At 62.2% G+C, this 20,568-nt stretch carries 18 protein-coding genes and 4 pseudogenes; 12 read left to right on the top strand and 10 right to left on the bottom strand.

The genetic code is table 11. The features are described from left to right. Positions 1-48: 48 nt before the first annotated feature. The 5 genes and pseudogenes from ABIE40_RS15995 to ABIE40_RS15975 all read left to right on the top strand — a co-directional run. Positions 49-600, top strand: a pseudogene (locus ABIE40_RS15995) (MCP four helix bundle domain-containing protein); the annotation flags it as partial. A 135-nt stretch (positions 601-735) separates the two neighbouring features. Next, positions 736-1,872: pseudogene (locus ABIE40_RS15990) on the top strand (methyl-accepting chemotaxis protein); the annotation flags it as partial. Between the two features lie 2 nt (positions 1,873-1,874). Next, entirely contained in the window at positions 1,875-2,351 is a 477-nt protein-coding gene (locus tag ABIE40_RS15985; protein ID WP_112719891.1) for a chemotaxis protein CheW, read from the top strand. A 27-nt stretch (positions 2,352-2,378) separates the two neighbouring features. Further along, the gene (locus ABIE40_RS15980; protein WP_130282048.1) at positions 2,379-3,233 is read left to right on the top strand and encodes a CheR family methyltransferase; all 855 of its coding nucleotides are present in this window, start codon (positions 2,379-2,381) and stop codon (positions 3,231-3,233) included. 12 nt (positions 3,234-3,245) lie between these two features. Then, complete coding sequence (locus tag ABIE40_RS15975) at positions 3,246-4,343, top strand: protein-glutamate methylesterase/protein-glutamine glutaminase (RefSeq protein WP_130282046.1); 1,098 nt, start codon at positions 3,246-3,248, stop codon at positions 4,341-4,343. 33 nt (positions 4,344-4,376) lie between these two features. Here the strand turns inward: ABIE40_RS15975 and ABIE40_RS15970 are convergent, their stop codons facing one another. Continuing rightward, the gene (locus ABIE40_RS15970; protein ID WP_199629037.1) at positions 4,377-5,117 is read right to left on the bottom strand and encodes a 3-oxoacyl-ACP reductase family protein; all 741 of its coding nucleotides are present in this window, start codon (positions 5,115-5,117) and stop codon (positions 4,377-4,379) included. A gap of 71 nt (positions 5,118-5,188) precedes the next feature. Then, positions 5,189-5,767, bottom strand: a complete 579-nt coding sequence (locus tag ABIE40_RS15965; RefSeq protein ID WP_199629038.1) for a TetR/AcrR family transcriptional regulator — start codon at positions 5,765-5,767, stop codon at positions 5,189-5,191. A 211-nt stretch (positions 5,768-5,978) separates the two neighbouring features. Here ABIE40_RS15965 and ABIE40_RS15960 point away from each other — a divergent pair, with 211 nt between their 5' ends. The 4 genes and pseudogenes from ABIE40_RS15960 (at position 5,979) to ABIE40_RS15945 (ending at position 10,774) form a co-directional block, all read left to right on the top strand. Further along, positions 5,979-6,779, top strand: coding sequence for an inositol monophosphatase family protein (locus ABIE40_RS15960; RefSeq protein ID WP_112719886.1), 801 nt, complete (start codon positions 5,979-5,981; stop codon positions 6,777-6,779). A gap of 113 nt (positions 6,780-6,892) precedes the next feature. Next, complete coding sequence (locus ABIE40_RS15955; RefSeq protein ID WP_199629039.1) at positions 6,893-7,978, top strand: MotA/TolQ/ExbB proton channel family protein; 1,086 nt, start codon at positions 6,893-6,895, stop codon at positions 7,976-7,978. A gap of 3 nt (positions 7,979-7,981) precedes the next feature. Continuing rightward, positions 7,982-9,014: pseudogene (locus tag ABIE40_RS15950) on the top strand (peptidoglycan -binding protein). Positions 9,015-9,136: 122 nt separating this feature from the next. Beyond that, positions 9,137-10,774 carry an FAD-binding dehydrogenase gene (locus ABIE40_RS15945; RefSeq protein ID WP_199629040.1) on the top strand — a complete coding sequence of 546 codons (1,638 nt, stop codon included), beginning with the start codon at positions 9,137-9,139 and terminating at the stop codon, positions 10,772-10,774. Between the two features lie 40 nt (positions 10,775-10,814). Here the strand turns inward: ABIE40_RS15945 and ABIE40_RS15940 are convergent, their stop codons facing one another. After that, positions 10,815-11,003: a YegP family protein gene (locus ABIE40_RS15940; RefSeq protein ID WP_112385480.1), complete on the bottom strand. Its 189-nt coding sequence runs from the start codon at positions 11,001-11,003 to the stop codon at positions 10,815-10,817. A gap of 65 nt (positions 11,004-11,068) precedes the next feature. After that, the gene (locus tag ABIE40_RS15935; protein ID WP_199629041.1) at positions 11,069-12,058 is read right to left on the bottom strand and encodes a Bug family tripartite tricarboxylate transporter substrate binding protein; all 990 of its coding nucleotides are present in this window, start codon (positions 12,056-12,058) and stop codon (positions 11,069-11,071) included. Between the two features lie 230 nt (positions 12,059-12,288). Here ABIE40_RS15935 and ABIE40_RS15930 point away from each other — a divergent pair, with 230 nt between their 5' ends. Beyond that, positions 12,289-13,509 (top strand): adenylate/guanylate cyclase domain-containing protein, encoded by a 1,221-nt coding sequence (locus ABIE40_RS15930; RefSeq protein ID WP_199629042.1) that lies wholly within the window; start codon positions 12,289-12,291, stop codon positions 13,507-13,509. Between the two features lie 3 nt (positions 13,510-13,512). Here the strand turns inward: ABIE40_RS15930 and ABIE40_RS15925 are convergent. Then, a pseudogene (locus tag ABIE40_RS15925) lies at positions 13,513-15,242 on the bottom strand (ABC transporter transmembrane domain-containing protein). A gap of 267 nt (positions 15,243-15,509) precedes the next feature. Here ABIE40_RS15925 and rpmE point away from each other — a divergent pair. Then, the gene (gene rpmE, locus ABIE40_RS15920) at positions 15,510-15,731 is read left to right on the top strand and encodes a 50S ribosomal protein L31 (RefSeq protein ID WP_007527409.1); all 222 of its coding nucleotides are present in this window, start codon (positions 15,510-15,512) and stop codon (positions 15,729-15,731) included. Between the two features lie 147 nt (positions 15,732-15,878). On the opposite strand, the gene rcdA is transcribed toward rpmE, so the two are convergent. The 3 genes from rcdA to ABIE40_RS15905 form a co-directional block, all read right to left on the bottom strand. Continuing rightward, positions 15,879-16,394, bottom strand: coding sequence for a protease adaptor protein RcdA (gene rcdA, locus ABIE40_RS15915; protein ID WP_112719877.1), 516 nt, complete (start codon positions 16,392-16,394; stop codon positions 15,879-15,881). 378 nt (positions 16,395-16,772) lie between these two features. Then, positions 16,773-16,964: a DUF1192 domain-containing protein gene (locus ABIE40_RS15910; protein ID WP_112719876.1), complete on the bottom strand. Its 192-nt coding sequence runs from the start codon at positions 16,962-16,964 to the stop codon at positions 16,773-16,775. Between the two features lie 25 nt (positions 16,965-16,989). Continuing rightward, positions 16,990-18,270, bottom strand: coding sequence for an MFS transporter (locus ABIE40_RS15905; protein WP_199629044.1), 1,281 nt, complete (start codon positions 18,268-18,270; stop codon positions 16,990-16,992). A gap of 174 nt (positions 18,271-18,444) precedes the next feature. Here ABIE40_RS15905 and ABIE40_RS15900 point away from each other — a divergent pair, with 174 nt between their 5' ends. Next, positions 18,445-18,609 (top strand): hypothetical protein, encoded by a 165-nt coding sequence (locus ABIE40_RS15900; RefSeq protein ID WP_199629045.1) that lies wholly within the window; start codon positions 18,445-18,447, stop codon positions 18,607-18,609. Here ABIE40_RS15900 and ABIE40_RS15895 read toward each other — a convergent pair. Further along, positions 18,606-19,523, bottom strand: a complete 918-nt coding sequence (locus ABIE40_RS15895; RefSeq protein ID WP_199629046.1) for a PhzF family phenazine biosynthesis protein — start codon at positions 19,521-19,523, stop codon at positions 18,606-18,608. The two genes, ABIE40_RS15900 and ABIE40_RS15895, sit on opposite strands and share 4 nt — an antisense overlap. 113 nt (positions 19,524-19,636) lie before the next feature. After that, entirely contained in the window at positions 19,637-20,557 is a 921-nt protein-coding gene (locus tag ABIE40_RS15890; RefSeq protein ID WP_199629047.1) for a fructose bisphosphate aldolase, read from the bottom strand. Positions 20,558-20,568 lie beyond the last annotated feature (11 nt).

The following is a 20,568-nucleotide window of genomic DNA, read 5'->3' as shown; positions in this document are numbered from 1 at the left end:
GCGCGTTCAGCCGGATCAACCAGAACATCTCTAGCGAGGAATGCCCCCATGACTACCGGCCGCAAAAAGGGAATCTTCCGTTCCATCGGCGCCAAAATTCTTGCAATCCAGATCTCGTCCAGCATCGCTATCGCCAGCGTCATCGGCGGCGGCGCATATTACGGCATGAACGCCATGACGGAATCGATGAAGTCGATCTATGACGACCGCGTCGTTCCGCTGCAGCAGCTCAAGCTGGTGTCGGACGCCTATGCCGTCAGCATCGTCGATACGACGCACAAGCTGCATGCCGAAAAGCTCGACTGGCAGCAGGCCGCCTCCAATATCGAAGGCGCCAAGCATGTCATCTCCGATCAGTGGTCGGCCTATCTCGCCACCCAGCTGACGCCAGAAGAAAGCGTGATCGCCGAGAAGGTGAAGTCCGACATGGCGCGCTCCGACGTCAAGGTCGCCGAGCTTCAGGACATTCTCCAGACGCGCGACACCGCCAAGCTCGATACATTCGCCAAGAACGACCTCTATCCTGCGATCGACCCGACGACCGACGGCATCAGCAAGCTGACCGAATATCAGCTGAAGGCCGCCAAGGATCTGCGCGAGCAGGGCATTGCTCTCTTCCACTCGCTGATACAGATGACCGTGACGATGGGTCTGCTGATTACGCTCGCCGCGATCGGTGTCGTGATTTTCGTGACCCGCGCCATCAAGCGGAACCTTTCGGCAGCCACCGATCTCGCAAGTGCCGTCGCACGCGGCGATGTCTCGGCAACCGCGACCGTCAATTCCAACGATGAAGTCCGCGACCTCGTCGATGCCCTGAACACCATGACGGCCAATCTTCGCGATACGGCAAGCATTGCCGACAAGATCGCCAATGGCGATCTCACCGTCACACCGAAGCCGCTGTCCGACAAGGACGTGCTTGGACTGTCGCTGGAAAGCATGGTCGAGCGTCTGCGCGGCGTCGTTGCCGATGCTCTCTCGGCCGCCGACAACGTTTCCTCCGGCAGCCAGGAACTCTCGGCCAGCGCCGAGCAGGTTTCGCAGGGCGCGACCGAGCAGGCAGCATCGGCCGAAGAAGCGTCTGCTTCGATGGAAGAGATGGCCGCCAACATCAAGCAGAACGCCGATAACGCCGCCCAGACGGAAAAGATCGCCCGTCAGTCCGCCAAGGATGCTGAAACGAGCGGCGAGGCCGTGGCACGCGCTGTCGAGGCTATGCGCACCATTGCGCAGAAGATCGGCATCGTTCAGGAAATCGCCCGTCAGACCGACCTTCTCGCTCTGAACGCCGCCGTCGAAGCCGCCCGTGCCGGCGAACATGGCAAGGGCTTCGCGGTCGTCGCATCGGAAGTCCGCAAGCTTGCCGAACGCAGCCAGTCTGCTGCCGCCGAGATCAGCTCGATGTCGACCGACACAGTCAAGGCAGCGCAGGATGCCGGCGACATGCTCGGCCGCCTGGTGCCGGATATCCGCAAGACCGCAGAGCTCGTTTCCGAGATCAGCGCCGCCTGCCGCGAGCAGGATATCGGTGCGGCCCAGATCAACGAAGCGATCCAGCAGCTCGACAAGGTGACCCAGCAGAATTCCGGCGCATCGGAAGAGATGTCGGCAACCTCGGAAGAGCTCGCCACCCAGGCCGAGGAACTGCAGGCCTCGATCGCCTTCTTCAAGGTCGAAACCTCGGGCCATGCCCGCACGACAGCTGCCCGGATGAGCGCCCGCCCCGCCGCTTCACCGCGCAAGCCCGTCAAGGCGGTTGCGGCAGCCAACAGCGTCGCCAGCCAGCAGGCCCGTGCGAAAGGTTTTGCCCTGGACATGTCAATGGGTGGTCCCGACGACGGTGACGCCGAATTCAAGGAAAGCGCATAATCATGGCCTCGACATCCCTGGAAGCTCAATTCGTGACCTTCAGCCTCGGCGATGAAATCTTCGCCGTTCCGGTGGAGGTGGTGCGGGAAATTCTGGACTATGCGGAAGCTTTCAAGATTCCGAACGGTCCCGACTATCTGCTCGGCCTTCGCGACGTGCGCGGCCAGGGTGTTCCGACCATCGATCTGCGCCTGAAACTCGGCATGTCGAAGACCGTGCCCACGCCGCATACGCGTGTGCTCGTTCTCGACATACCGATGGAAAGCCGGGTGCTGACGCTCGGCCTCGTCGCCGACCGGGTCTTCGAGGTGACGCCCTTCCGGCAGGACCAGATCGAGGCGGCGCCGGATATCGGCACCCGCTGGCGTTCCGATTACATCGCTGGCGTCGTGCGCCGTGAAAACGGCTTCGTCGTCATCGTCGACCTGGCGCGGCTGCTGTCGCGCGAGGACGCTTCGGCATTGCAATCGGCAGCTTAGGCTGCCGACTTTTGGGGGTTTTGAGTTATGAGTATGGCAGCAGTGGAAGCCCAGTTGCCGGGCGACCGGATCAGCAAGCGCAATTTCGACAAGCTTTCCCGGTTCATCTACGACTACAGCGGCATCAAGATGCCGCCGTCGAAGCTGACGATGCTGGAGGGCCGGCTGCGCCGCCGCCTTCGCGCCACCAACCATTCGACATTCGACGACTATTGCGATTTCCTGTTCGATGAAGGCGGCCTGGATCAGGAGACGGTCTATCTGATCGATGTCGTCACCACCAACAAGACGGACTTCTTCCGCGAAGCCAAGCATTTCGAATATATGCAGATGACGGCGCTGCCGGCGCTGGTTTCGAGCGGCGTGCGCAAGATCCGCACCTGGAGCTCGGCCTGCTCGACGGGCGCCGAGCCCTATACGATGGCGATGGTGCTTTCCGAATTCGTCGAGGAGAATGCCGGTCTTTCCTACAGCGTGCTGGCGACCGACCTCAGCACCGATGTGCTGCAGACGGCGCGCCGCGGCATCTATGCGCAGGATCTGGTGCAGCCGGTGCCTTACGATCTGCAGCGCAAATATGTGATGACCGCCAAGCAGGCCGGGCGCCGCGAAGTGCGCATCTCGCCGAAGCTGCGCAGCAAGATCGGCTTTGCGCGCATGAACCTGATGGACGACAAATATCCGGTCGGCGAGCCGATGCAGATCATCTTCTGCCGCAATGTGCTGATCTATTTCGACAAGCCGACGCAGCAATCCGTGCTGACGCGGCTCTGCGACTGCCTTGCCGATGGCGGCTACATGTTCATCGGCCACTCGGAATCGATCACCGGATTCGACCTGCCGCTGAAGCAGGTTTCCAACACGGTGTTCCAGAAGAAGTAGAGCAGGAAAGAGATGGGAAAGAAGGTTCGCGTTCTCGTCATCGATGACTCCGCCAGCGTTCGTCAGACGCTGGTGCGCATTCTCGAGGAAGATCCCGATATTGAAGTCATGGGGGTGGCGACAGATCCCTTCATGGCCGCCCGCAAGCTGCAGGAAGACGTTCCAGATGTCATCACGCTGGATGTCGAGATGCCACGCATGGATGGCATCACCTTCCTGCGCAAGCTGATGTCGCAGCATCCGATCCCGGTCGTCATGTGCTCGTCGCTGACGGAAGCAGGTTCCGAAACGCTGATCCAGGCGCTGGAAGCCGGTGCCGTGGATATCATTCTCAAGCAGAAGATCGGTGCGGCCGACAGTCTGGCCGATGACGCGATCCGCATTCGCGAGGTGGTGAAGGGTGCGGCTCATGCGCGCCTTCCCTCCGCTCGCCGTGTGGCGGGTGCGGCGCGTTCAGCCTCGGCCGACGGTCCGGCCAAGAAGCTGACGGCTGACGCAATGCTGCCGCCGCCGACGGGCCGCGCCATGGCGAAGACCACCGAGATGGTCGTCTGCGTCGGCGCCTCAACGGGCGGAACGGAAGCATTGCGCGAATTTCTGGAAGGATTGCCTGCGAATGCGCCGGGTATGGTCATTGTTCAGCACATGCCGGAGAAGTTCACCGCCGCCTTCGCCAAGCGCCTCAACGGTCTCTGCGAAGTCGAGGTCAAGGAAGCGGCGGATGGCGACGCTGTTCTGCGCGGCCACGTGCTGATCGCGCCGGGCGACCGCCACATGCTGCTGGAGCGCCAGGGGGCTCGCTACTATGTCTCGGTGAAGACAGGGCCTCTGGTTTCCCGCCACCGCCCTTCTGTCGACGTGCTCTTCCGCTCGGCGGCGCGAGCTGCCGGCTCGAACGCGATGGGCATCATCATGACCGGGATGGGCGACGATGGCGCCCGCGGCATGCTCGAGATGCACCAGGCCGGCGCCTATACGGTGGCACAGGACGAAGCGAGCTGCGTCGTCTTCGGCATGCCGAAGGAAGCGATCGCCAAGGGCGGCGTCAGCCGCATCCTGCCGCTCGACCAGATCGCCCGCGAAGTGCTTCTGACACAGCAGAAATTCTAGGAAAACCGGCGGCCTTGGCCGCCGGTTCTGTTTTCAGGCGAGATAACCGCCGTCGATCGTCAGGCTAGCGCCGGTGACGAAGGATGCCTCGGGGCTGGCGAGATAGGCGGCGAGGCTTGCAATCTCGCGGTCCTCGCCGAGACGGCCGAGCGCCATCAGCCCTTGCAGCATCTCATGCGAACCCGGATCCGAGTTCATGTCCGTCGCCGTCGGGCCGGGCTGGATGGCGTTGACGGTGATGCCGCGTGGACCGAGATCGCGGGCAAGGCCGCGGGTCATGGCGGCGACAGCGCCTTTCGTCATGCTGTAGACCGATGCACCGGGAAAGCCGCTGCGCTCGGCAGTGACGCTGCCGACGGTGATGATCCGGCCGCCACTCTGCATGTGCCGTGCAGCCGCCTGCGTCCCGGCAAAGACCGCTTTGACGTTTATGGCGAACATGCGATCGAAATCGTCGAGCGAAAAGGTGTCGATCGGGCTGCGCATCAGGATCCCGGCATTGTTGACCAGAATATCGAGCCCGCCGAAGTGCCGGGCGGCCTGATCGATTGCCGCCTGCAGTGCGGCCGCATCGGCGCTATCGGCCTGGATGGCGATTGCCTTGCCGCCCTCGGCCTCGATCCGGGCCGTTAGAGCCTCGGCCTTTTCCTTCGAACTTGCATAGGTGAAGGCCACCGCCGCGCCGTCCCCGGCAAGACGGCGGACGATTGCAGCGCCGATGCCGCGGGAGCCGCCGGTCACCATTGCGGTCTTTCCATCAAGAGGTTTCGTCATTTCACGTCTCCTTATTTGGACTATTTAGTCTAGAATTGGATATGCAAAGGCGCGCTCGGCCAACCCTCTTGTTAGCGAAGGCTGCGGATGGCGAGGCGGGCGATTGTTCTGAGGATGTCCGGTGTGGCGCCGTTGCGGGCGCTGACCTTCATGCCGGATAGCGTTGCGCCAAGAAATTGTACGGCGGCATCCGGATCGATCTCGGCGCTGATCTCGCCGCTTGCCAGGCCGTCTTCGATCAGCCTGGTGATTGCCCGGCCGAGAGTGGCCGAAGCGCTGTCTGTCAGCGTCGAGACGTCATTGTCGGTCCTGCCGAACTCGCAGACGGCGCTGACGCCCATGCAGCCGAGCGATGCCTCGGCAGTGGGACGCGAGGCGAAGGCGACGAGGGCGGCTTCCAATGCGTCGAGCGCAGAGCCGTTCCCCTTCATATCATCAACGATGCGCGAGACGCTGTCGGTGTTGTAGCGCTTCAGCGCCTCCAGATAGAGGCTGCGTTTGTCGCCGAAGGTATCGTACATGCTTTGCCGGCTGATCTTCATCGCCGTTAGCAGCGCATCGGTCGAGCTCCCCTCATAGCCATACTGGGAGAAGATGCCGATAGCGGCGCCGAGAGCCTTGTCCCGGTCGAATTCCTTGTGACGTGCCATGACCCTCAGATAGGGTTTCTGGACTGATTTGTCCAGAATAATTTTAACCTCTCCGGCGTTGGCTGGCGCCGCTCAGCGCCTCTCCCCTTGAAATTTCCGTGATTTTGTGGTCTTGAGGCCGCCAATCTTATAAAGCGCTGCCTTTTCCGGCGATCAGGGACCTTTCCCGCCCTGACAGCGACCCCGTACCAGTTCCAAGGAAATTGCCAACATGGCCCGTTCTGCTCTTCTCAATGTCATGGTTCAGGCTGCCATCAAGGCAGGCAAGTCGCTGGGGCGTGATTTCGGGGAAGTTCAGAACCTGCAGGTTTCGGTCAAGGGACCGGGTGACTTCGTTTCCAACGCCGATCGCAAGGCCGAGAAGATCGTCAAGGACGAACTTCTGAAGGCCCGCCCGACCTACGGCTTCCTCGGCGAGGAAAGCGAGGAGATCAAGGGCACCGACGGCGCGCATCGCTGGATCGTCGATCCGCTCGATGGCACGACCAACTTCCTGCACGGCATTCCGATGTTTGCCGTTTCGATCGCTCTTGAGCGCAACGGCGAAATCGTCGCCGGCGTGGTCTTCAATCCGGCGACCGACGAACTCTACACCGCCGAGCGTGGCGGTGGCGCATTCCTCAACGATCGCCGCCTGCGCGTCGGCGCCCGCCGCGTCTTGTCGGATGCCGTCGTTGCCTGTGGCGTGCCGCATCTCGGCCGCGGCAATCACGGCAAGTTCCTCGTCGAGTTGCGCCATGTGATGGGCGAAGTTGCCGGCGTGCGCCGCATGGGCTCGGCCTCGCTCGATCTCGCCTACGTCGCTGCCGGCCGTTTCGACGGCTTCTGGGAAAACGGTCTCTCGGCCTGGGATATCGCTGCCGGCATCCTGCTGATCCGCGAAGCAGGCGGCTACGCAACCGATTGGGATGGTGGAGCAAACGTCGTTGAAGGTGGCGCAGTGGTCGCCGGCAACGAGTACATCCACAAAGCGCTTATGGAAGTCATCAAGCGCCCTATCCCTTCGAAGTAGGACCTCATCAAAACCGACTGTTGTAAACACACGGTTTTCTGTCCCGGCATACTTCAATTCGGCACAATGTTGCTCTAGTCTCCCGATGCTAGCAATCCGGAGGCTGCGAGACCATGGAAAATGTGAATGCGGCGGAGTTCGGCTCGACCGAAAAACCGAGCAGTACCTATACGTACAAACTCTCCAGCCCGATGTCCTTCCTCTGGACGATGCTCCTGTTCCTGGTGATCGTCGGCTTCATCGCCGCGATCCTTTTCAGGCAGACGCAGACGGCCTTCATGCACAATCCCGGCCTCAACGGGCTGATCCTCGGCGTTCTCGCCGTCGGCATCATTCTGGTTTTCAATCATGTTCTGGCGCTGCGCCCGGAAGTGCGCTGGTTCAATTCGTTCCGCGCCGCAGGCAGCGCCGACAAGGTGAACCGCAATCCGCGGCTGCTGGCGCCGATGCGGGCGCTGATCGGTAACCGCAAATCGACGGCGACGCTGTCGACGACGGCGCTGCGCTCGATCCTCGATTCGATCGCCACGCGCCTTGATGAATCCCGCGACACCTCGCGCTATCTCATCGGCCTGCTCGTCTTCCTCGGTCTGCTCGGCACCTTCTGGGGCCTGATCGGCACGATCGGCTCGATCAGCAACGTCATCCAGTCGCTCGATGCCGGTTCGAACGGTTCCGGCGATGTTCTCGCCACCCTGAAGGAAGGCCTGTCGACTCCGCTGTCGGGCATGGGCCAGGCCTTCTCGTCCTCGTTGCTCGGCCTTTCCGGCTCGCTGATCCTCGGCTTCCTCGACCTGCAGGCCGGCCGCGCGCAGAACCGCTTCTATATGGAGCTGGAAAACGCACTGTCCTCGGTCACAGACGTCGGCTCCGATATTCCCGTTGCCGCCGCGCTCGATGCGCCTGCCGGATCGTCCGAAGATGTCCGTGCGCTTTCCGATTATCTGAAGAAGGTTTCGGAAGAAGGGGGCGCGGGCAACCAGCGCTCGGTCGCCGCGATGGCGAGCCTCGCCGAAGGCATTCAGGGCCTCGTCAAGAACATGCGCAACGAGCAGCAGATGCTGCGCGACTGGATAGAGGCGCAGCAGGACGAGGCGAAGGCAATGCGCCGCACGCTCGACAGGCTTGCCGAGCGCATCGGCGGCCAGGAGCGCACCAGCTACCGCAGCAGCCAGACCGAAAAGAGCGAGGGCAAATAAGCCATGGCTCTTGCCAAGAACCGCCGCCGCGAGCGTACGGTCGACTATTGGCCGGGTTTCGTCGACGCGCTGTCGACGCTGCTGATCGCCATCATGTTCCTGCTGACGGTGTTCGTCGTCGGCCAGTTCATTCTCAGCCGCGAGATTTCCGGCCGTGACGAGGTGCTGAACCGCCTCAACAGCCAGATCAACGAGCTGACGCAGCTTCTGGCGCCTGGAGAAGGGCAGCAAGCAGGATCTCGAAGATTCCGTTGCCAATCTGCAGGCTTCGCTTGCTGGAGCCGAGAGTGAGCGCTCGCGGCTGCAGGCGCTGCTTGATGCCGGTTCCGGCGGGCAGGACGCCGCGCAGCAGAAGATCGGCGGCCTGACCAAGGAGCTCGACGAGCAGAAGCAGGTCAGCGAGCGGGCGATGAGCCAGGTCGAGCTGCTCAATCAGCAGATTTCGGCACTGCGCAGCCAGATCGCCGCCGTCGAAGCGGCCCTGCAGGCATCCGAGCAGAAGGACCAGACCTCGCAGACGAAGATCGCTGATCTCGGCCGCCGCCTGAACGTCGCGCTGGCGCAGCGCGTGCAGGAACTCAACCGCTATCGCTCCGACTTCTTCGGCCGCCTGCGCGAAATCCTCTCCGACCGCGAAAACATTCGCATCGTTGGCGACCGTTTCGTGTTCCAGTCGGAAGTGTTGTTCCCGTCGGGCAGCTCGGATCTCAATCCTGACGGCACCGCGGAGATGGGCAAGCTTGCTGCGGCCCTTCTCGACCTCGCCAAGGAAATTCCGCCGGAGATCAACTGGGTGCTGCGCGTCGATGGCCACACGGATAATGTCGCGCTCTCCGGCAGCGGCCGCTACCGCGACAACTGGGAGCTCTCCTCGGCGCGCGCGATCTCCGTCGTCAAATACCTGATCTCGCAGGGTGTTCCTGCCGACCGCCTGGTGGCCGCCGGCTTCGGCGAGTTCCAGCCGATCGCGCCGGGCGATACGCCGGAAGCCCGGGCGACGAACCGCCGTATCGAGCTCAAGCTCACCGAGAAATAAGTGTGGGGTGGCGTTTCGCCGCCCTGCCATCGCCCCAAATTTCAGAGAGTGAAATCCAGCAGTTGCGGCTGACGCTGCCACTGCATAACCTTGGATTCGTGAATGCGGGGGAGGCGTTCGGGATGGAATGTGATGTGCTCGTCATCGGCGCAGGCCTGGCGGGATTGGTGGCGGCGGCCGAGGCTGCCGATCGTGGACACAAGGTCTGCATCGTCGATCAGGAAGGGGAGCAGAGCCTTGGGGGGCAGGCTTTCTGGTCTCTGGGCGGGCTGTTCTTCGTCAACAGTCCCGAGCAGCGTCGGCTGGGCATCCGCGACAATATCGATCTGGCGCGGCAGGACTGGTCTGGATCTGCGGGTTTCGACCGGCCGGAGGATTACTGGCCGCGGCTTTGGGCCGAAGCCTATCTCGAATTTGCCGCGGGCGAGAAGCGGTCCTGGCTGCATCAGCAGGGCATGCGCTGGTTTCCCGTTGTCGGCTGGGCCGAACGCGGCGGCGGCATGGCGCATGGTCACGGCAATTCGGTGCCGCGCTTTCACCTGACCTGGGGAACGGGACCGGCGGTTCTGGAGCCGTTCATTCGCCGTGTGCGCGCGGCAGGGGAAGAAGGAAAGATCACCTTCGCCTTCCGCCATCGCGTCGACGACCTGATCGTCGAGAACGGCACTGTCGTCGGGGCCTTCGGCACCGTGCTGGTGCCCGACAATGCCCCGCGCGGCAAGCCGACAGCGCGGATGATCTCCGGCACCTTCCAGATCCGGGCCGGTGCGATCATCGTCACCTCCGGCGGTATCGGCGGCAATCACGATCTCGTCCGGCGCAACTGGCCGCAGCAGCGGCTCGGACCTCCACCGGCTTCGATGGTCGCGGGCGTGCCCGCGCATGTCGATGGCCGCATGCTGGAGATCGGCGAGCGGGCGGGCGCCCGCGTCATCAATGGCGATCGCATGTGGCACTACACAGAGGGCTTGAAGAACTGGGATCCCGTCTGGGCGAACCACGGCATCCGCATCCTGCCCGGGCCGTCGTCCTTCTGGTGCGATGCGCGCGGCAACCGGTTTGCCGCCCCTGCCATGCCGGGCTTCGATACGTTGGGGACGCTGAAGGCGATCAGACAGACTGGCTACGACTACAGCTGGTTCATCCTCACTAAGGCGATCATCAAGAAAGAATTCGCGCTTTCCGGCTCCGAGCAGAACCCGGATCTGACAGGCAAGGATATCAAGCTGCTGTTGCAGCGCCTCGGCAGCGAGCCGCCGGGGCCGGTGAAGGCCTTCATGGACAAAGGCGAGGATTTCATCGTCCGCAACACGCTGGAGCAGCTGGTCGATGGCATGAATGCGCTGACGGGCGAGGGGCTGCTCGACGTGTCGCATATCCGCCATCAGATCGAGGCGCGCGACCGCGAGATAGAAAACAGCTTCTCCAAGGACGCGCAGGTGACGGCGATCCGCGGCGCCCGCAGCTACATCGGCGACAAGCTGCTTAGAACCGCGCGGCCGCACAGGTTGCTCGATCCTGCCAAGGGTCCGCTGATTGCTGTCAAGCTGCACATCCTGACGCGCAAGTCGCTCGGCGGGCTGGAAACGGATTTGTCGGCCCGGGTTATCGGTCCTGATGGAAATGCGGTGCCTGGTCTCTATGCAGCGGGCGAGGTCGCGGGTTTCGGCGGCGGCGGCATGCATGGCTACAACGCGCTGGAAGGGACCTTCCTCGGCGGTTGTATTTTTTCCGGCCGCGTGGCCGGGCGAGCGGTATGAGAAAAGGCGGCAACCTTATCGGGTGCCGCCTTTGTCAGGATCAAGCCGTGGGCTTGGTCTGATCGTCAACTGTTGCGCCGGGCGCATTCTTCTTGATGGATTCAATGGCGCTCAGCGCGGATGCCTTGGCCTTGTAACCTTCCGAGCCGAACATCTGCTCGCCGTTTGACGCCTTGAAGCGGAAACGGAATTCGCCGGCCTTGTCTTTGTACACTTCAAACTTATACATCGAATGTCTCCCAAAATCAGGAAGTTGCCCCGGTAACAGCCGATAATCTAGAGCAAAAGTTGAGACTATTCCATCTGGATATTTGCGCCTTTTACGATTGGCTCCCACTTCGCCAATTCGGCCTTCACATGGGCGCCAAGCTCGTCCGGCGTCGAGCCGACGATGGTGGCGCTGAACTCCTTCATGCGGCCTGCGACGGCCGGATCCTTCAGCGCCTTGTTGGCTGACTCGTTCAGCCTGGCGACGACATCTGCGGGCGTATTGGCCGGGGCGAAAAGCGCGTTCCAGGTATAGGTCTCGTAGCCGGGAACGCCGGATTCTGCGACCGTCGGAATGTCAGGGAAAGAGGGCGCGCGCTGGGCCGTCGTGACCGCCAGCGCGCGAAGCTTGCCGCTCTTGATATGGCCGGACGAGGAGGGGAGGTTGTCGAACATGATCGACACCTGGTTGCCGAGAAGATCGGTCAGCGCCGGTCCTGCCCCCTTGTAGGGAATATGCTGCATCTTGGTGCCGGCCATTGAATTAAAGAGCTCGCCGGAGAGATGCAGCGGCGTGCCGTTACCCGAAGAGGCGTAGCTCCACTTGTCCGGCTCGGCCTTTAAAAGCGCGATCAGTTCCTGCACGTTCTTGGCGGGCAGCTCCGGATTGACGACCAGCACGTTCGGCACGATGACGAGAAGCGAGACCGGCGAGAAATCCTTCTGCGGGTCGTAGGGCGTCGATTTCAGGATCAGCGGGTTCAGCGCGTGGGTGGCGACGGTGCCCATCAGGATGGTGTAGCCATCCGGTTCGGCGCGGGCGACATTATCGGCGCCGAGATTACCGCCGGCGCCGGCAACGTTCTGGACGATGACCTGCTGGCCGAGATCGGCAGACATCTTTTCGGCGATGATGCGGGCCACTACGTCGGTCGATCCGCCGGCCGCGAAAGGCACGACCATCGTGATCGTGCGATCCGGAAAGCCTTCCGCCATCGCCGTGCCGGCGCTGAGCGTGGCAAACAGCCCAAGGCCGAGCGCCAGGCTTGCCCGGCGGGTGAAATTGAAAAGCGCCATTCGATTCTCCTCCCAGAATTCAACAGCTATGCACCCGGCTGCGTCTGACCGGGCAGGAGGAGGTTAGGGCAGCGGGCTTTAAAGGCAACCACGGATGGTGCCGAAGCGAATTCGACTTTAGTCGCCTTGGAATAGGGGATTGATATTACATTTGCTCCTCCGATAACCATCTAGGGATAAAGCAAGTCTTCTGCCGCTCGCCCCGCGGGTGGCCCTCATGAGGTTTTGATATGCATCCGTCCCCCGATGCTCTTTCCATCTCCACTGCTGCCGAAGACGGCGCCTGGCCGCTGCGCCGCCGCCGTATCCTCGACTGGCTCGTCAACGAAACCCGCAGCGAACGCTTCATCGATAATATCTTCGTCGAGATGAACGAGCGGCTGATCGAGGCGGGCGTGCCGCTCGGCCGCGCCAGCCTGCACTTCCGTACGCTGCATCCGCAATGGATGGGTGCGCGGGTTCTCTGGCGGCCGGGCATGAAGGACGCAAAAATCACCACCTTCGGCTATGGTGTCGAAAACACGCCGCAGTTTCTCAGCAGCCCGATGAACGAGATCTTCAGCGGCGCTTCGGAAGTGCGTCAGGACCTCGAAGGCGAGATCCGCAGCGACTATGCGCTCTACGAGGAACTGCGCGGCGAGGGGCTGACAGATTACATCGCCTGGCCGTTGGAGCACACGCTCGGCAAGCGGCATGTGGTGACCTTCTCCAGCAATGTAGCCGGTGGCTTCACCGCCGATCAGATCGCTTTCCTGCGCGATCTTCTTCCGGCGCTGACGCTGGTCAGCGAAATCCGGGTGAAGAATATCCTGGCGCGCACGCTGCTGCAGACCTATGTCGGCCCGCATGCGAGCGAGCAGATCCTGGCGGGCGCCACCACCCGCGGCAGCGGCAGCACTGTCGGCGCCGCGATCCTGATCTGCGATCTGCGAGACTTCACGACGATCTCGGACATGTGGCCGCGCGACGACGTGATCGAGCTGCTCAACGCCTATTTCGACGCGATGTCGGAGCCGATCGAGCGGCATGGCGGCGAGATCCTGAAATTCATGGGCGACGGGCTGCTCGCGATCTTCCCGCTCAGCAATCCCGATGCCTGCCGCAATTTGCTGACGTCGCTGAAGGAAGCCCGCAAGGCGATCAACGACCTCAACACGTTTAACGCCGAACGCGGCGTCGTCGAGCTCCGCTACGGCGTCGGCGTCCATGTCGGCGATGTGATGTACGGCAATATCGGCTCGCGCAAACGCCTCGACTTCACCGTCATCGGCCCGGCCGTCAACGTCGCCTCGCGGCTGGAAACCCTGACCAAGGACGTCGGCCAGCCGGTGCTGATCTCGAAAGCCTTCGTCGACATGGCCAAATGCGGCGCCGAACTGAAACCCGTCGGCACCTTCCCGCTGCGCGGTCTCGGCGAGCCAGTGGATGTCTTCACGTTTCCGGAGGGGTGAGGCTTACTTCACCGCCGCCAGAAACTCTTCAGCCCCTGCATCGAATTGCAGCTTGGCAAGCTTGGCGTAGATGCCGCCGTGGCGGATGAGGGTTTGGTGGGTGCCTTCCTCGACGACGCGGCCCTGGTCCATGACGAGGATGCGGTCGGCCTTGAGGACGGTTGCGAGGCGGTGGGCGATGACCAGCGTCGTGCGGCCCTGCATCAGGCCGTCGAGAGCCTTCTGGACCAGCGTTTCGCTTTCGGCATCGAGAGCCGATGTCGCTTCGTCGAGGAGCAGGATCGGGGCATTCTTCAGGATGGCGCGGGCAATGGCGATGCGCTGGCGCTGGCCGCCTGAAAGCGTGATGCCGCGTTCGCCGACCTCGGTATCGTAACCATTCGAAAGACGGGCGATGAACTCGTCGGCCTGCGCGGCGATTGCGGCGGCGCGCACCTCTTCGCGGCTGGCGCCGGGGCGGCCGAAGGCGATGTTGTCGTGGATCGAGGCGGCAAAGATCGTCACGTCTTGCGGCACGATCGCCATGCGCTCGCGCAGATCGTCAGGCGAGACGCTGCGGGCATCGAGACCATCGACGCTGATGCCGCCGAGTTGCGGATCGTAGAAGCGCAGCAGCAGCGAGAAGACCGTGCTCTTGCCGGCGCCTGACGGACCGACGATCGCTACGGTTTCACCGGGCACGACATTGAAGGTCAGGCCGTGCAGGGCGGACTTGTCCGGCCGCGAGGGATAGGCGAAATGGACATCGGTAAATTCGACCCTGCCACGGGCGGGCTTCGGCAGCGTTTCGGGCTTGGCCGGGGCTGAGATAGGGGAGACTTCGTCCAGCAGCTCGGTCAGCCGGTCGGCGGCGCCGGCGGCCTGCGAGAGCTCGCCCCAGACTTCCGAGAGCGCGCCGAGCGAGCCGGCGGCAATCACCGAATAGAGCAGGAACTGGCCGAGCGTGCCGGCAGACAGCGTGCCAGTCAGAACGTTATGGGCGCCGACCCAGAGAACGGCCACGACGCTGCCGAAGATCAGGGTGATGGCGATACCGGTCAGGAGCGCCCGCGAACGGATGGCGGAACGCGCGGCCTGATAGGCGGATTCGACGGCGGAAGCATAACGGCCGGAAGCGGCATCCTCGCCGTTGAAGGCCTGTACGGTGCGGGTGGCGGCAATCGTCTCGTTGGCGAAGGCGGAGGGCTTGCGCCAGCGTGTCCTGCGCGGCGCGCGAGCGTTTGCGCACCGAGCGGCCGAAGGCGACGAGCGGGAAGACGATCAGCGGAATGGCGCCGAGCGCCAGGCTTGCGAGCTTCGGCGATGTCACGACCATCATGCCCATGGCGCCGAAACAGAGGATCAGGTTGCGCAGCGCCACCGAGGCGGTCGCGCCGACGGCGGACTTGATCTGCGTCGTATCGGCCGTCAGCCGCGAGACGATCTCGCCGGACTGGTTGACGTCGAAGAAGGAGGGGGAGAGGCGGGTGACATGCGCGAACACATCCTGGCGCAGATCCGAGACAATGCGCTCGCCGAGCGTGATGACGAAATAGTAGCGCAGCGCGCTGGCGATCGCGAGCACGACGGCCATGCCCATCAGCATGGCGAAGTAGCTGTTGATGAAGGTGCCGTCAGGCTGGGTGAAGCCGTGATCGATCATCCGGCGGACGGCGAGCGGCAGGGCAAGAGAGGTGACGGCGGCGCAGTGCGAGCGCGACGAGAGCTCCGGCGACCATGCCGCGATAGCGCATGATGTAAGGCGTCAACCGTCCGAGAGGCTTCAGCGACCGCGACTTCTTTTCCCCGCCCTGCACTGCGTCTGTCAAATCATCTCCAATCGCCTTCAAACCGTTGATCACCAGCTTGTTGGCACTTGTTATCCGGATGGCCTTCATGTATAGGCACCGCATCCGAATGGGAAGCCGTGGCCTTCGAGACTGCGGCTTCATTTATTCAATCGGTTCTCTTGCCGCAATGACATGCGTCAAATTGGACCCTGGCATCGCAGGAAGATTGTTATGAAGGCTGATATCCATCCCGACTACCACACCATCAAGGTTGTGATGACTGATGGCACCGAATACGAAACCCGCTCGACCTGGGGTTCGGAAGGCGCTGTCATGAACCTCGAAATCGACTCCAAGTCCCATCCGGCATGGACGGGCGGCAACCAGCAGCTCATGGACCGCGGTGGCCGCGTTTCCAAGTTCAACAAGCGCTTCGGTGGCCTCGGCCTCTAATCGCTTCTGCGGTACTACGGAATTTGAAAAGAGCCCGGTTTCGACCGGGCTTTTTTATTGTCCGGATACTGGATTCCGGCCGGAAATGAAAAGGCCGACTGTGCAGGGAACACAGCCGGCCGGTCTTTAAAGTATGGCAGTAGAAACTTAGTTGTTGCCGAACGCCGTCTGCAGCAGGCTGAGCTGTGCCTGGACGCTGTTCTGGTTGTCGTGCACGATCGGTGCTTCCGACGGACGGTAGATTTCGCGGTCGAGCAGGGCGATGCGGTTCTGCAGGCGCAGCGAGCGCTCGACGAGATCGCGGAAGGATTCCGGCAGATCGCCCCAGCCCGGAGCGTTGCGGTCGACGTTGAAGCCGTCGAGGCGAACCTTGTTCTTTTCAGCGAGAACCTGATCGCGGGACATCTCGCCGTTGTTGACGGCGCGCTGCAGGAGCAGCCAGGATGCCATTTGCATCAGGCGGGTGGTGAGGCGCATGGATTCTGCTGCGTAGAGGACGGATGCCATACGGGGCAGGACCTTCGAAGCGGCGCGGCCGTTACCATCGAGGTAGGCTGCGGTTTCTTCGACCAGCGACATGCCTTCTGCATAAAGCGTCTTGAACTGCGACGATGCTGCGGCGCGTCCTGCGAAGCTGATCGTATTCAAACCAAGTTCCGACATTCCAATGGTCCCTGTTGCACGCGTCTACATATGGTCAGGTAACGCCAGCCGGAAGTAAAAGTTTCAGCGGCGGGTCTTTATGTCTTTAAGATGGTATCATTACCCTAAATGCGCAAGGCGTTTCTTAAGAAAGGGTTAACTTCCACAGATTCGTGGTGAACGGCCGCGCAGGCAAAAAGAAGAGCCGCAAAAGCGGCTCTCAAGATAAAACAGGGAGAAAAATCAGACCAATTCACCGCATGGAAAACTGTCTGAGATCCAGACGAAATCTGGATGCGTTAAGTAATAGCTCGTAAAGCTTAATTGTATGTTAATACTGTTCTTGATTGAGACTTGCCGCGGCGCGTTTTGCGCTTGCCTGTGACTTTTTTCGGGCTTTTACGAGCGGAACAGGCCTTCGGCCGCAGCGCGCCCGGAAGCCTTCTTCGCCGACTCGGCTTCGAGTCTCGCGATCTCGCTTTTCAGGAGCTCGACGCGCTCCTTGAGTTCGCCGACGGACAGCAGCGACAGATCCTGGCCGATCTCGTGCGCTGTCTTCTTCTGTGGCCGTTCCTCGTCAAAGAAGCTCATGGGGCAATCCTCCTGCGTTGGCTTTTCAGCCGTACTTTACAGCAGGATCGCCGCTTTCGGGAGCCTTGCTGGAACCGCGGTCGGCAAGGGTCATGCTCTCGGGCGTGATCATCGGCGAGGTTGCCGTCGGGATCGTCGTATAGGCGTCGCGTTCGCTTGGATGAATGGCGGCGCGCAGGCGGCTGCGGATGATCGCATAGGCGGCGATCAGGATATGCGCGATGGCGGTCACCAGGAACAGCGCGTGCGGGCTGACGACGGACATGACCGGGCCGCCGATGGTCGGGCCGATTACCGTGCCGATGCCGTAGAGCAGCAGCAGACCGCCCGAGACCTTTACGAAATCCTCGGAGGAGGCGAAGTCGTTCGCATGGGCGACGGCGATCGGATAGAGCGTGTTGGCGACCGCGCCGTAGAAAACGACGAGGCCGATCACCCAGAAGGGATCCGACGGACTGAAGACGACGATGAGGATGCCGGCGAGGGCGGCAAGCGCCGACATGGCGGCCAGCACATAGCGGCGGTCGATACGGTCGGAGAGGCGTCCGGCCGGAAACTGCATGACGGCACCGGCGAAGATGGTGGCGCTCATCATGATGGCGATGCTGGTATCGGAAAGGCCGGCGCCGGCGCCGAAGACGGCGCCGAGCGTACCATAGGCGCCGTTGGCGATGCCGACGAGCAGGATGCCGAGGCAGGAAACGGGCGAATTGCGGTAGAGCGCCGGCAGGTCGAGCCTGACCGCCTTCAGCGGCTGCGGCGAGGCTGCCGTCGAGAGCGTGGTAGGCAGCATGGCGACGCAATAGAAGACGCCGCAGATCATGAAGAGGATGGGCGTGCGCACATCTTCGAGCGGAATCATCATCTGGCCGCCGACAACGCCGAAGAGCGTGATGGCGATATAGAGCGAGAAGATCGCGCCGCGGCTCTCATTGGTCGCCCGCTCGTTCAGCCAGCTTTCGATGATCATCGAGGTGCCGGCGGTGGAGAAGCCGGTGACGGCACGCAGTGCGATCCACCAGAACGGATCGATGATGATGCCGCTGAACAAGGCGGAGATGGCGATGATCGAGATGAAGCCGGAGAAGGCGCGCACATGGCCGACACGGCGCACCAGGTTCGGCGCTACGAGGCAGCCGACGACGAAGCCCGCGGCCCAGGATGTGCCGAGCAGGCCGAGCGTGGTTGTGGCATAGCCCTCGAGATTGCCGCGGACGGGAAGCAGGATGCCCTGCAGGCCGTTGCCCATGAAGAGGAAAAGCGTTCCGAAAAGCAGCGCGGCGACGGACAGCAGATTTCTTCTCATATCCCCACTCTCGAAGAGTTCTGTGTTGAAAAGACATAAGACGAGACGCTGTCCCGCCTAGCCCCTATGGTGTTGATTGTGCCCCGGAATGCCGTTACGGCATGAAGAAATCTTGTGTTCGCGCGGAATAATGTCCGTCCTGTGACATTCTGATAATGTTGGAAAAATAAAACCATGACCAAGCTGCTCGCATTGCTGCTCATCCTGGCCATGGTCATACACATCATCAAGCCGCTGGGGCTGCCCGGTTTGCGACGCCGGATGGATTTTTGGAAGATTGCGCTGGTCGCTTTCGCGATCTGGTCGGTGGCGCTGATTGCCCGCGAGTTCGTCGGCTAGGCGAGGATCTCGCCGCGCATGACGAACACACAGCTGCCGGAGATCCGGACATCGGTGACCGTGTCGCCGTTTTTCGTCACATCAACCTCGATGATGCTGCGGCGGCCCATCTCGACACCCTGTTCTATGGTGACGCGTTGCTGGCCGTCGGTTCCGGGCGCGCGGGAAGCCAGATAGGCCGAGAGGGCAGCCGAGGCGCTGCCGGTCGCCGGGTCTTCGGCGACGTTGTCGAGCGGCGCAAACATGCGCGCCCGAAGGTGCCAGGGATTCTCTTGAGACCGCACATAGAGGAACAGCGAGAAGTCGTGATTGTTTTCGCTGCGGTTGCCTGCGGCTTCACGGAACAGGGCAGGGTTCGGCACCGCCGCGGCAAGCGCCTCCAGGCTGTCGAGCTCGGCAACGGCAAATTCCAGGCCGACGGAGACGAAGAGCGGGCGGTGGAGCGCGGTGGCGATCTGGTCCGGCCGGATGGCGATGCAGCGGGCGATATCGGCTTGCGGGATCGTTGCGCCCGTCTGCAGCGGCTTCGGTGCGCGGATGGTCGCGGCGGTCACCTGCCCGTTGCTGCGGCGCAGATCGACTTCGACGATCCCCGCGGCCTCCTCGAAGCGCAGGCGATCGCCGACGGGCTTGCCGAAGATCTCGCTCTGCTGCCCGATGAAATAGGCCGTGCCGACATTCGGGTGGCCGGCGAAGGGCACTTCCATGGTCGGCGTGAAGATGCGGACATGCGCGGTGTTGGCCGGATCTTTCGGCGGCAGGACGAAGGTGATTTCGGAATAGCCGAACTCTGCGGCGATCTTCTGCATCGTGCCGGTATCGAGCGCTTCGGCACCGGTGATGACGGCGAGCGGATTGCCTTCGAAACGGGTGGAGGTGAAGACGTCGAGCGTGGTGTAGGAGAGATTGGGCACGGCTGGCTCCTGTTCGGCTTTCCCAGATGTTTAGCCGGGAGCGCCTGTGACAGAAGGGGCAAACTTGTCGCCGTGACAAAGAAAAATGGGCGGCCTGGGCCGCCCATTGCTGGTCAGACGAGGGCGCTCTCGCGCGCCGGAGACTTGTCGACGCTTGCCGCATAGATCTGGGCGATCGTTGCGGTCAGGCTTGCGTCGAATTCCGCGTCGCTCATCGAAACGCGCAGATTTTCCGCCAGTGCGCGCGAGAAGCTCGCGATCATGCCATGGTTATGGCTGAGCTTTTCGCAGGCGTCCTCGGTGTTGTATCCGCCGGAAAGGGCGACGACGCGGATCACCGACTTGTGGGCGATCAACGGCGCATAGAAATCGGCAACCGTCGGGATCGTCAGCTTGATCATGACGTTGTCGCCTGCGGGAAGCTTGTCCAGTTCCTTGAGGATCTCGTCGCGCAGGATGGCTTCTGCTTCCTGCTTCGTCGGGCTGTCGATCGAGACTTCCGGCTCGATGATCGGCACGAGGCCGTGGCCGATGATCTGACGCGCGACTTCGAACTGCTGCTTCACGACGGCGGCGATGCCTGCCTTGTCGGCATGGGCGATGACCGAGCGCATCTTCGTGCCGAATATTCCCTTTTCTCGGGCGCGGATCAGCAGCGCGTCGAGATCCGGCATCGGCTTCATCACCTGAGCGCCGTTTGCCTCAGCCTCGAGACCCTTGTCGACCTTCAGGAAGGGGACGACGCCGCGCTTTTCCCAGAGGTAGGACGGAACCGGCTGGCCGTTGACATCGCCATCCATGGTGCGCTCGAAAAGGATCGCGCCGATGACCTTGTCGCCCGAAAAGCTGGGCGCGCTCATGATGCGGACGCGCATGGCATGCACAAGGCGAAACATCTCGTCGTCGCCGGAGTAATCGGATTCATTCACGCCATAGAGACGCAATGCCTTGGGTGTAGAGCCACCGCTCTGGTCCAGCGCTGCAATGAAGCCCGGTGCAGAGCTCATCTTATTCAACATCTTCGCGTCTACCATACTGCTCCTAT

The sequence above is a fragment of the Rhizobium sp. OAE497 genome, assembly GCF_040546565.1.
Taxonomy (GTDB): Bacteria; Pseudomonadota; Alphaproteobacteria; order Rhizobiales; family Rhizobiaceae; genus Rhizobium.
This window is presented reverse-complemented; position numbering and strand designations above follow the sequence as displayed.

What these genes read in the sequence shown, in the direction of transcription:
- ABIE40_RS15985 (WP_112719891.1), top strand. Translation starts at nt 1,875, where the DNA reads ATGGCCTCGACATCCCTGGAAGCTCAATTCGTGACCTTCAGCCTCGGC.
- ABIE40_RS15980 (WP_130282048.1), top strand. Translation starts at nt 2,379, where the DNA reads ATGAGTATGGCAGCAGTGGAAGCCCAGTTGCCGGGCGACCGGATCAGC.
- ABIE40_RS15975 (WP_130282046.1), top strand. Translation starts at nt 3,246, where the DNA reads ATGGGAAAGAAGGTTCGCGTTCTCGTCATCGATGACTCCGCCAGCGTT.
- ABIE40_RS15970 (WP_199629037.1), bottom strand. Translation starts at nt 5,117, where the DNA reads ATGACGAAACCTCTTGATGGAAAGACCGCAATGGTGACCGGCGGCTCC.
- ABIE40_RS15965 (WP_199629038.1), bottom strand. Translation starts at nt 5,767, where the DNA reads ATGGCACGTCACAAGGAATTCGACCGGGACAAGGCTCTCGGCGCCGCT.
- ABIE40_RS15960 (WP_112719886.1), top strand. Translation starts at nt 5,979, where the DNA reads ATGGCCCGTTCTGCTCTTCTCAATGTCATGGTTCAGGCTGCCATCAAG.
- ABIE40_RS15955 (WP_199629039.1), top strand. Translation starts at nt 6,893, where the DNA reads ATGGAAAATGTGAATGCGGCGGAGTTCGGCTCGACCGAAAAACCGAGC.
- ABIE40_RS15945 (WP_199629040.1), top strand. Translation starts at nt 9,137, where the DNA reads ATGGAATGTGATGTGCTCGTCATCGGCGCAGGCCTGGCGGGATTGGTG.
- ABIE40_RS15940 (WP_112385480.1), bottom strand. Translation starts at nt 11,003, where the DNA reads ATGTATAAGTTTGAAGTGTACAAAGACAAGGCCGGCGAATTCCGTTTC.
- ABIE40_RS15935 (WP_199629041.1), bottom strand. Translation starts at nt 12,058, where the DNA reads ATGGCGCTTTTCAATTTCACCCGCCGGGCAAGCCTGGCGCTCGGCCTT.
- ABIE40_RS15930 (WP_199629042.1), top strand. Translation starts at nt 12,289, where the DNA reads ATGCATCCGTCCCCCGATGCTCTTTCCATCTCCACTGCTGCCGAAGAC.
- rpmE (WP_007527409.1), top strand. Translation starts at nt 15,510, where the DNA reads ATGAAGGCTGATATCCATCCCGACTACCACACCATCAAGGTTGTGATG.
- rcdA (WP_112719877.1), bottom strand. Translation starts at nt 16,394, where the DNA reads ATGTCGGAACTTGGTTTGAATACGATCAGCTTCGCAGGACGCGCCGCA.
- ABIE40_RS15910 (WP_112719876.1), bottom strand. Translation starts at nt 16,964, where the DNA reads ATGAGCTTCTTTGACGAGGAACGGCCACAGAAGAAGACAGCGCACGAG.
- ABIE40_RS15905 (WP_199629044.1), bottom strand. Translation starts at nt 18,270, where the DNA reads ATGAGAAGAAATCTGCTGTCCGTCGCCGCGCTGCTTTTCGGAACGCTT.
- ABIE40_RS15900 (WP_199629045.1), top strand. Translation starts at nt 18,445, where the DNA reads ATGACCAAGCTGCTCGCATTGCTGCTCATCCTGGCCATGGTCATACAC.
- ABIE40_RS15890 (WP_199629047.1), bottom strand. Translation starts at nt 20,557, where the DNA reads ATGGTAGACGCGAAGATGTTGAATAAGATGAGCTCTGCACCGGGCTTC.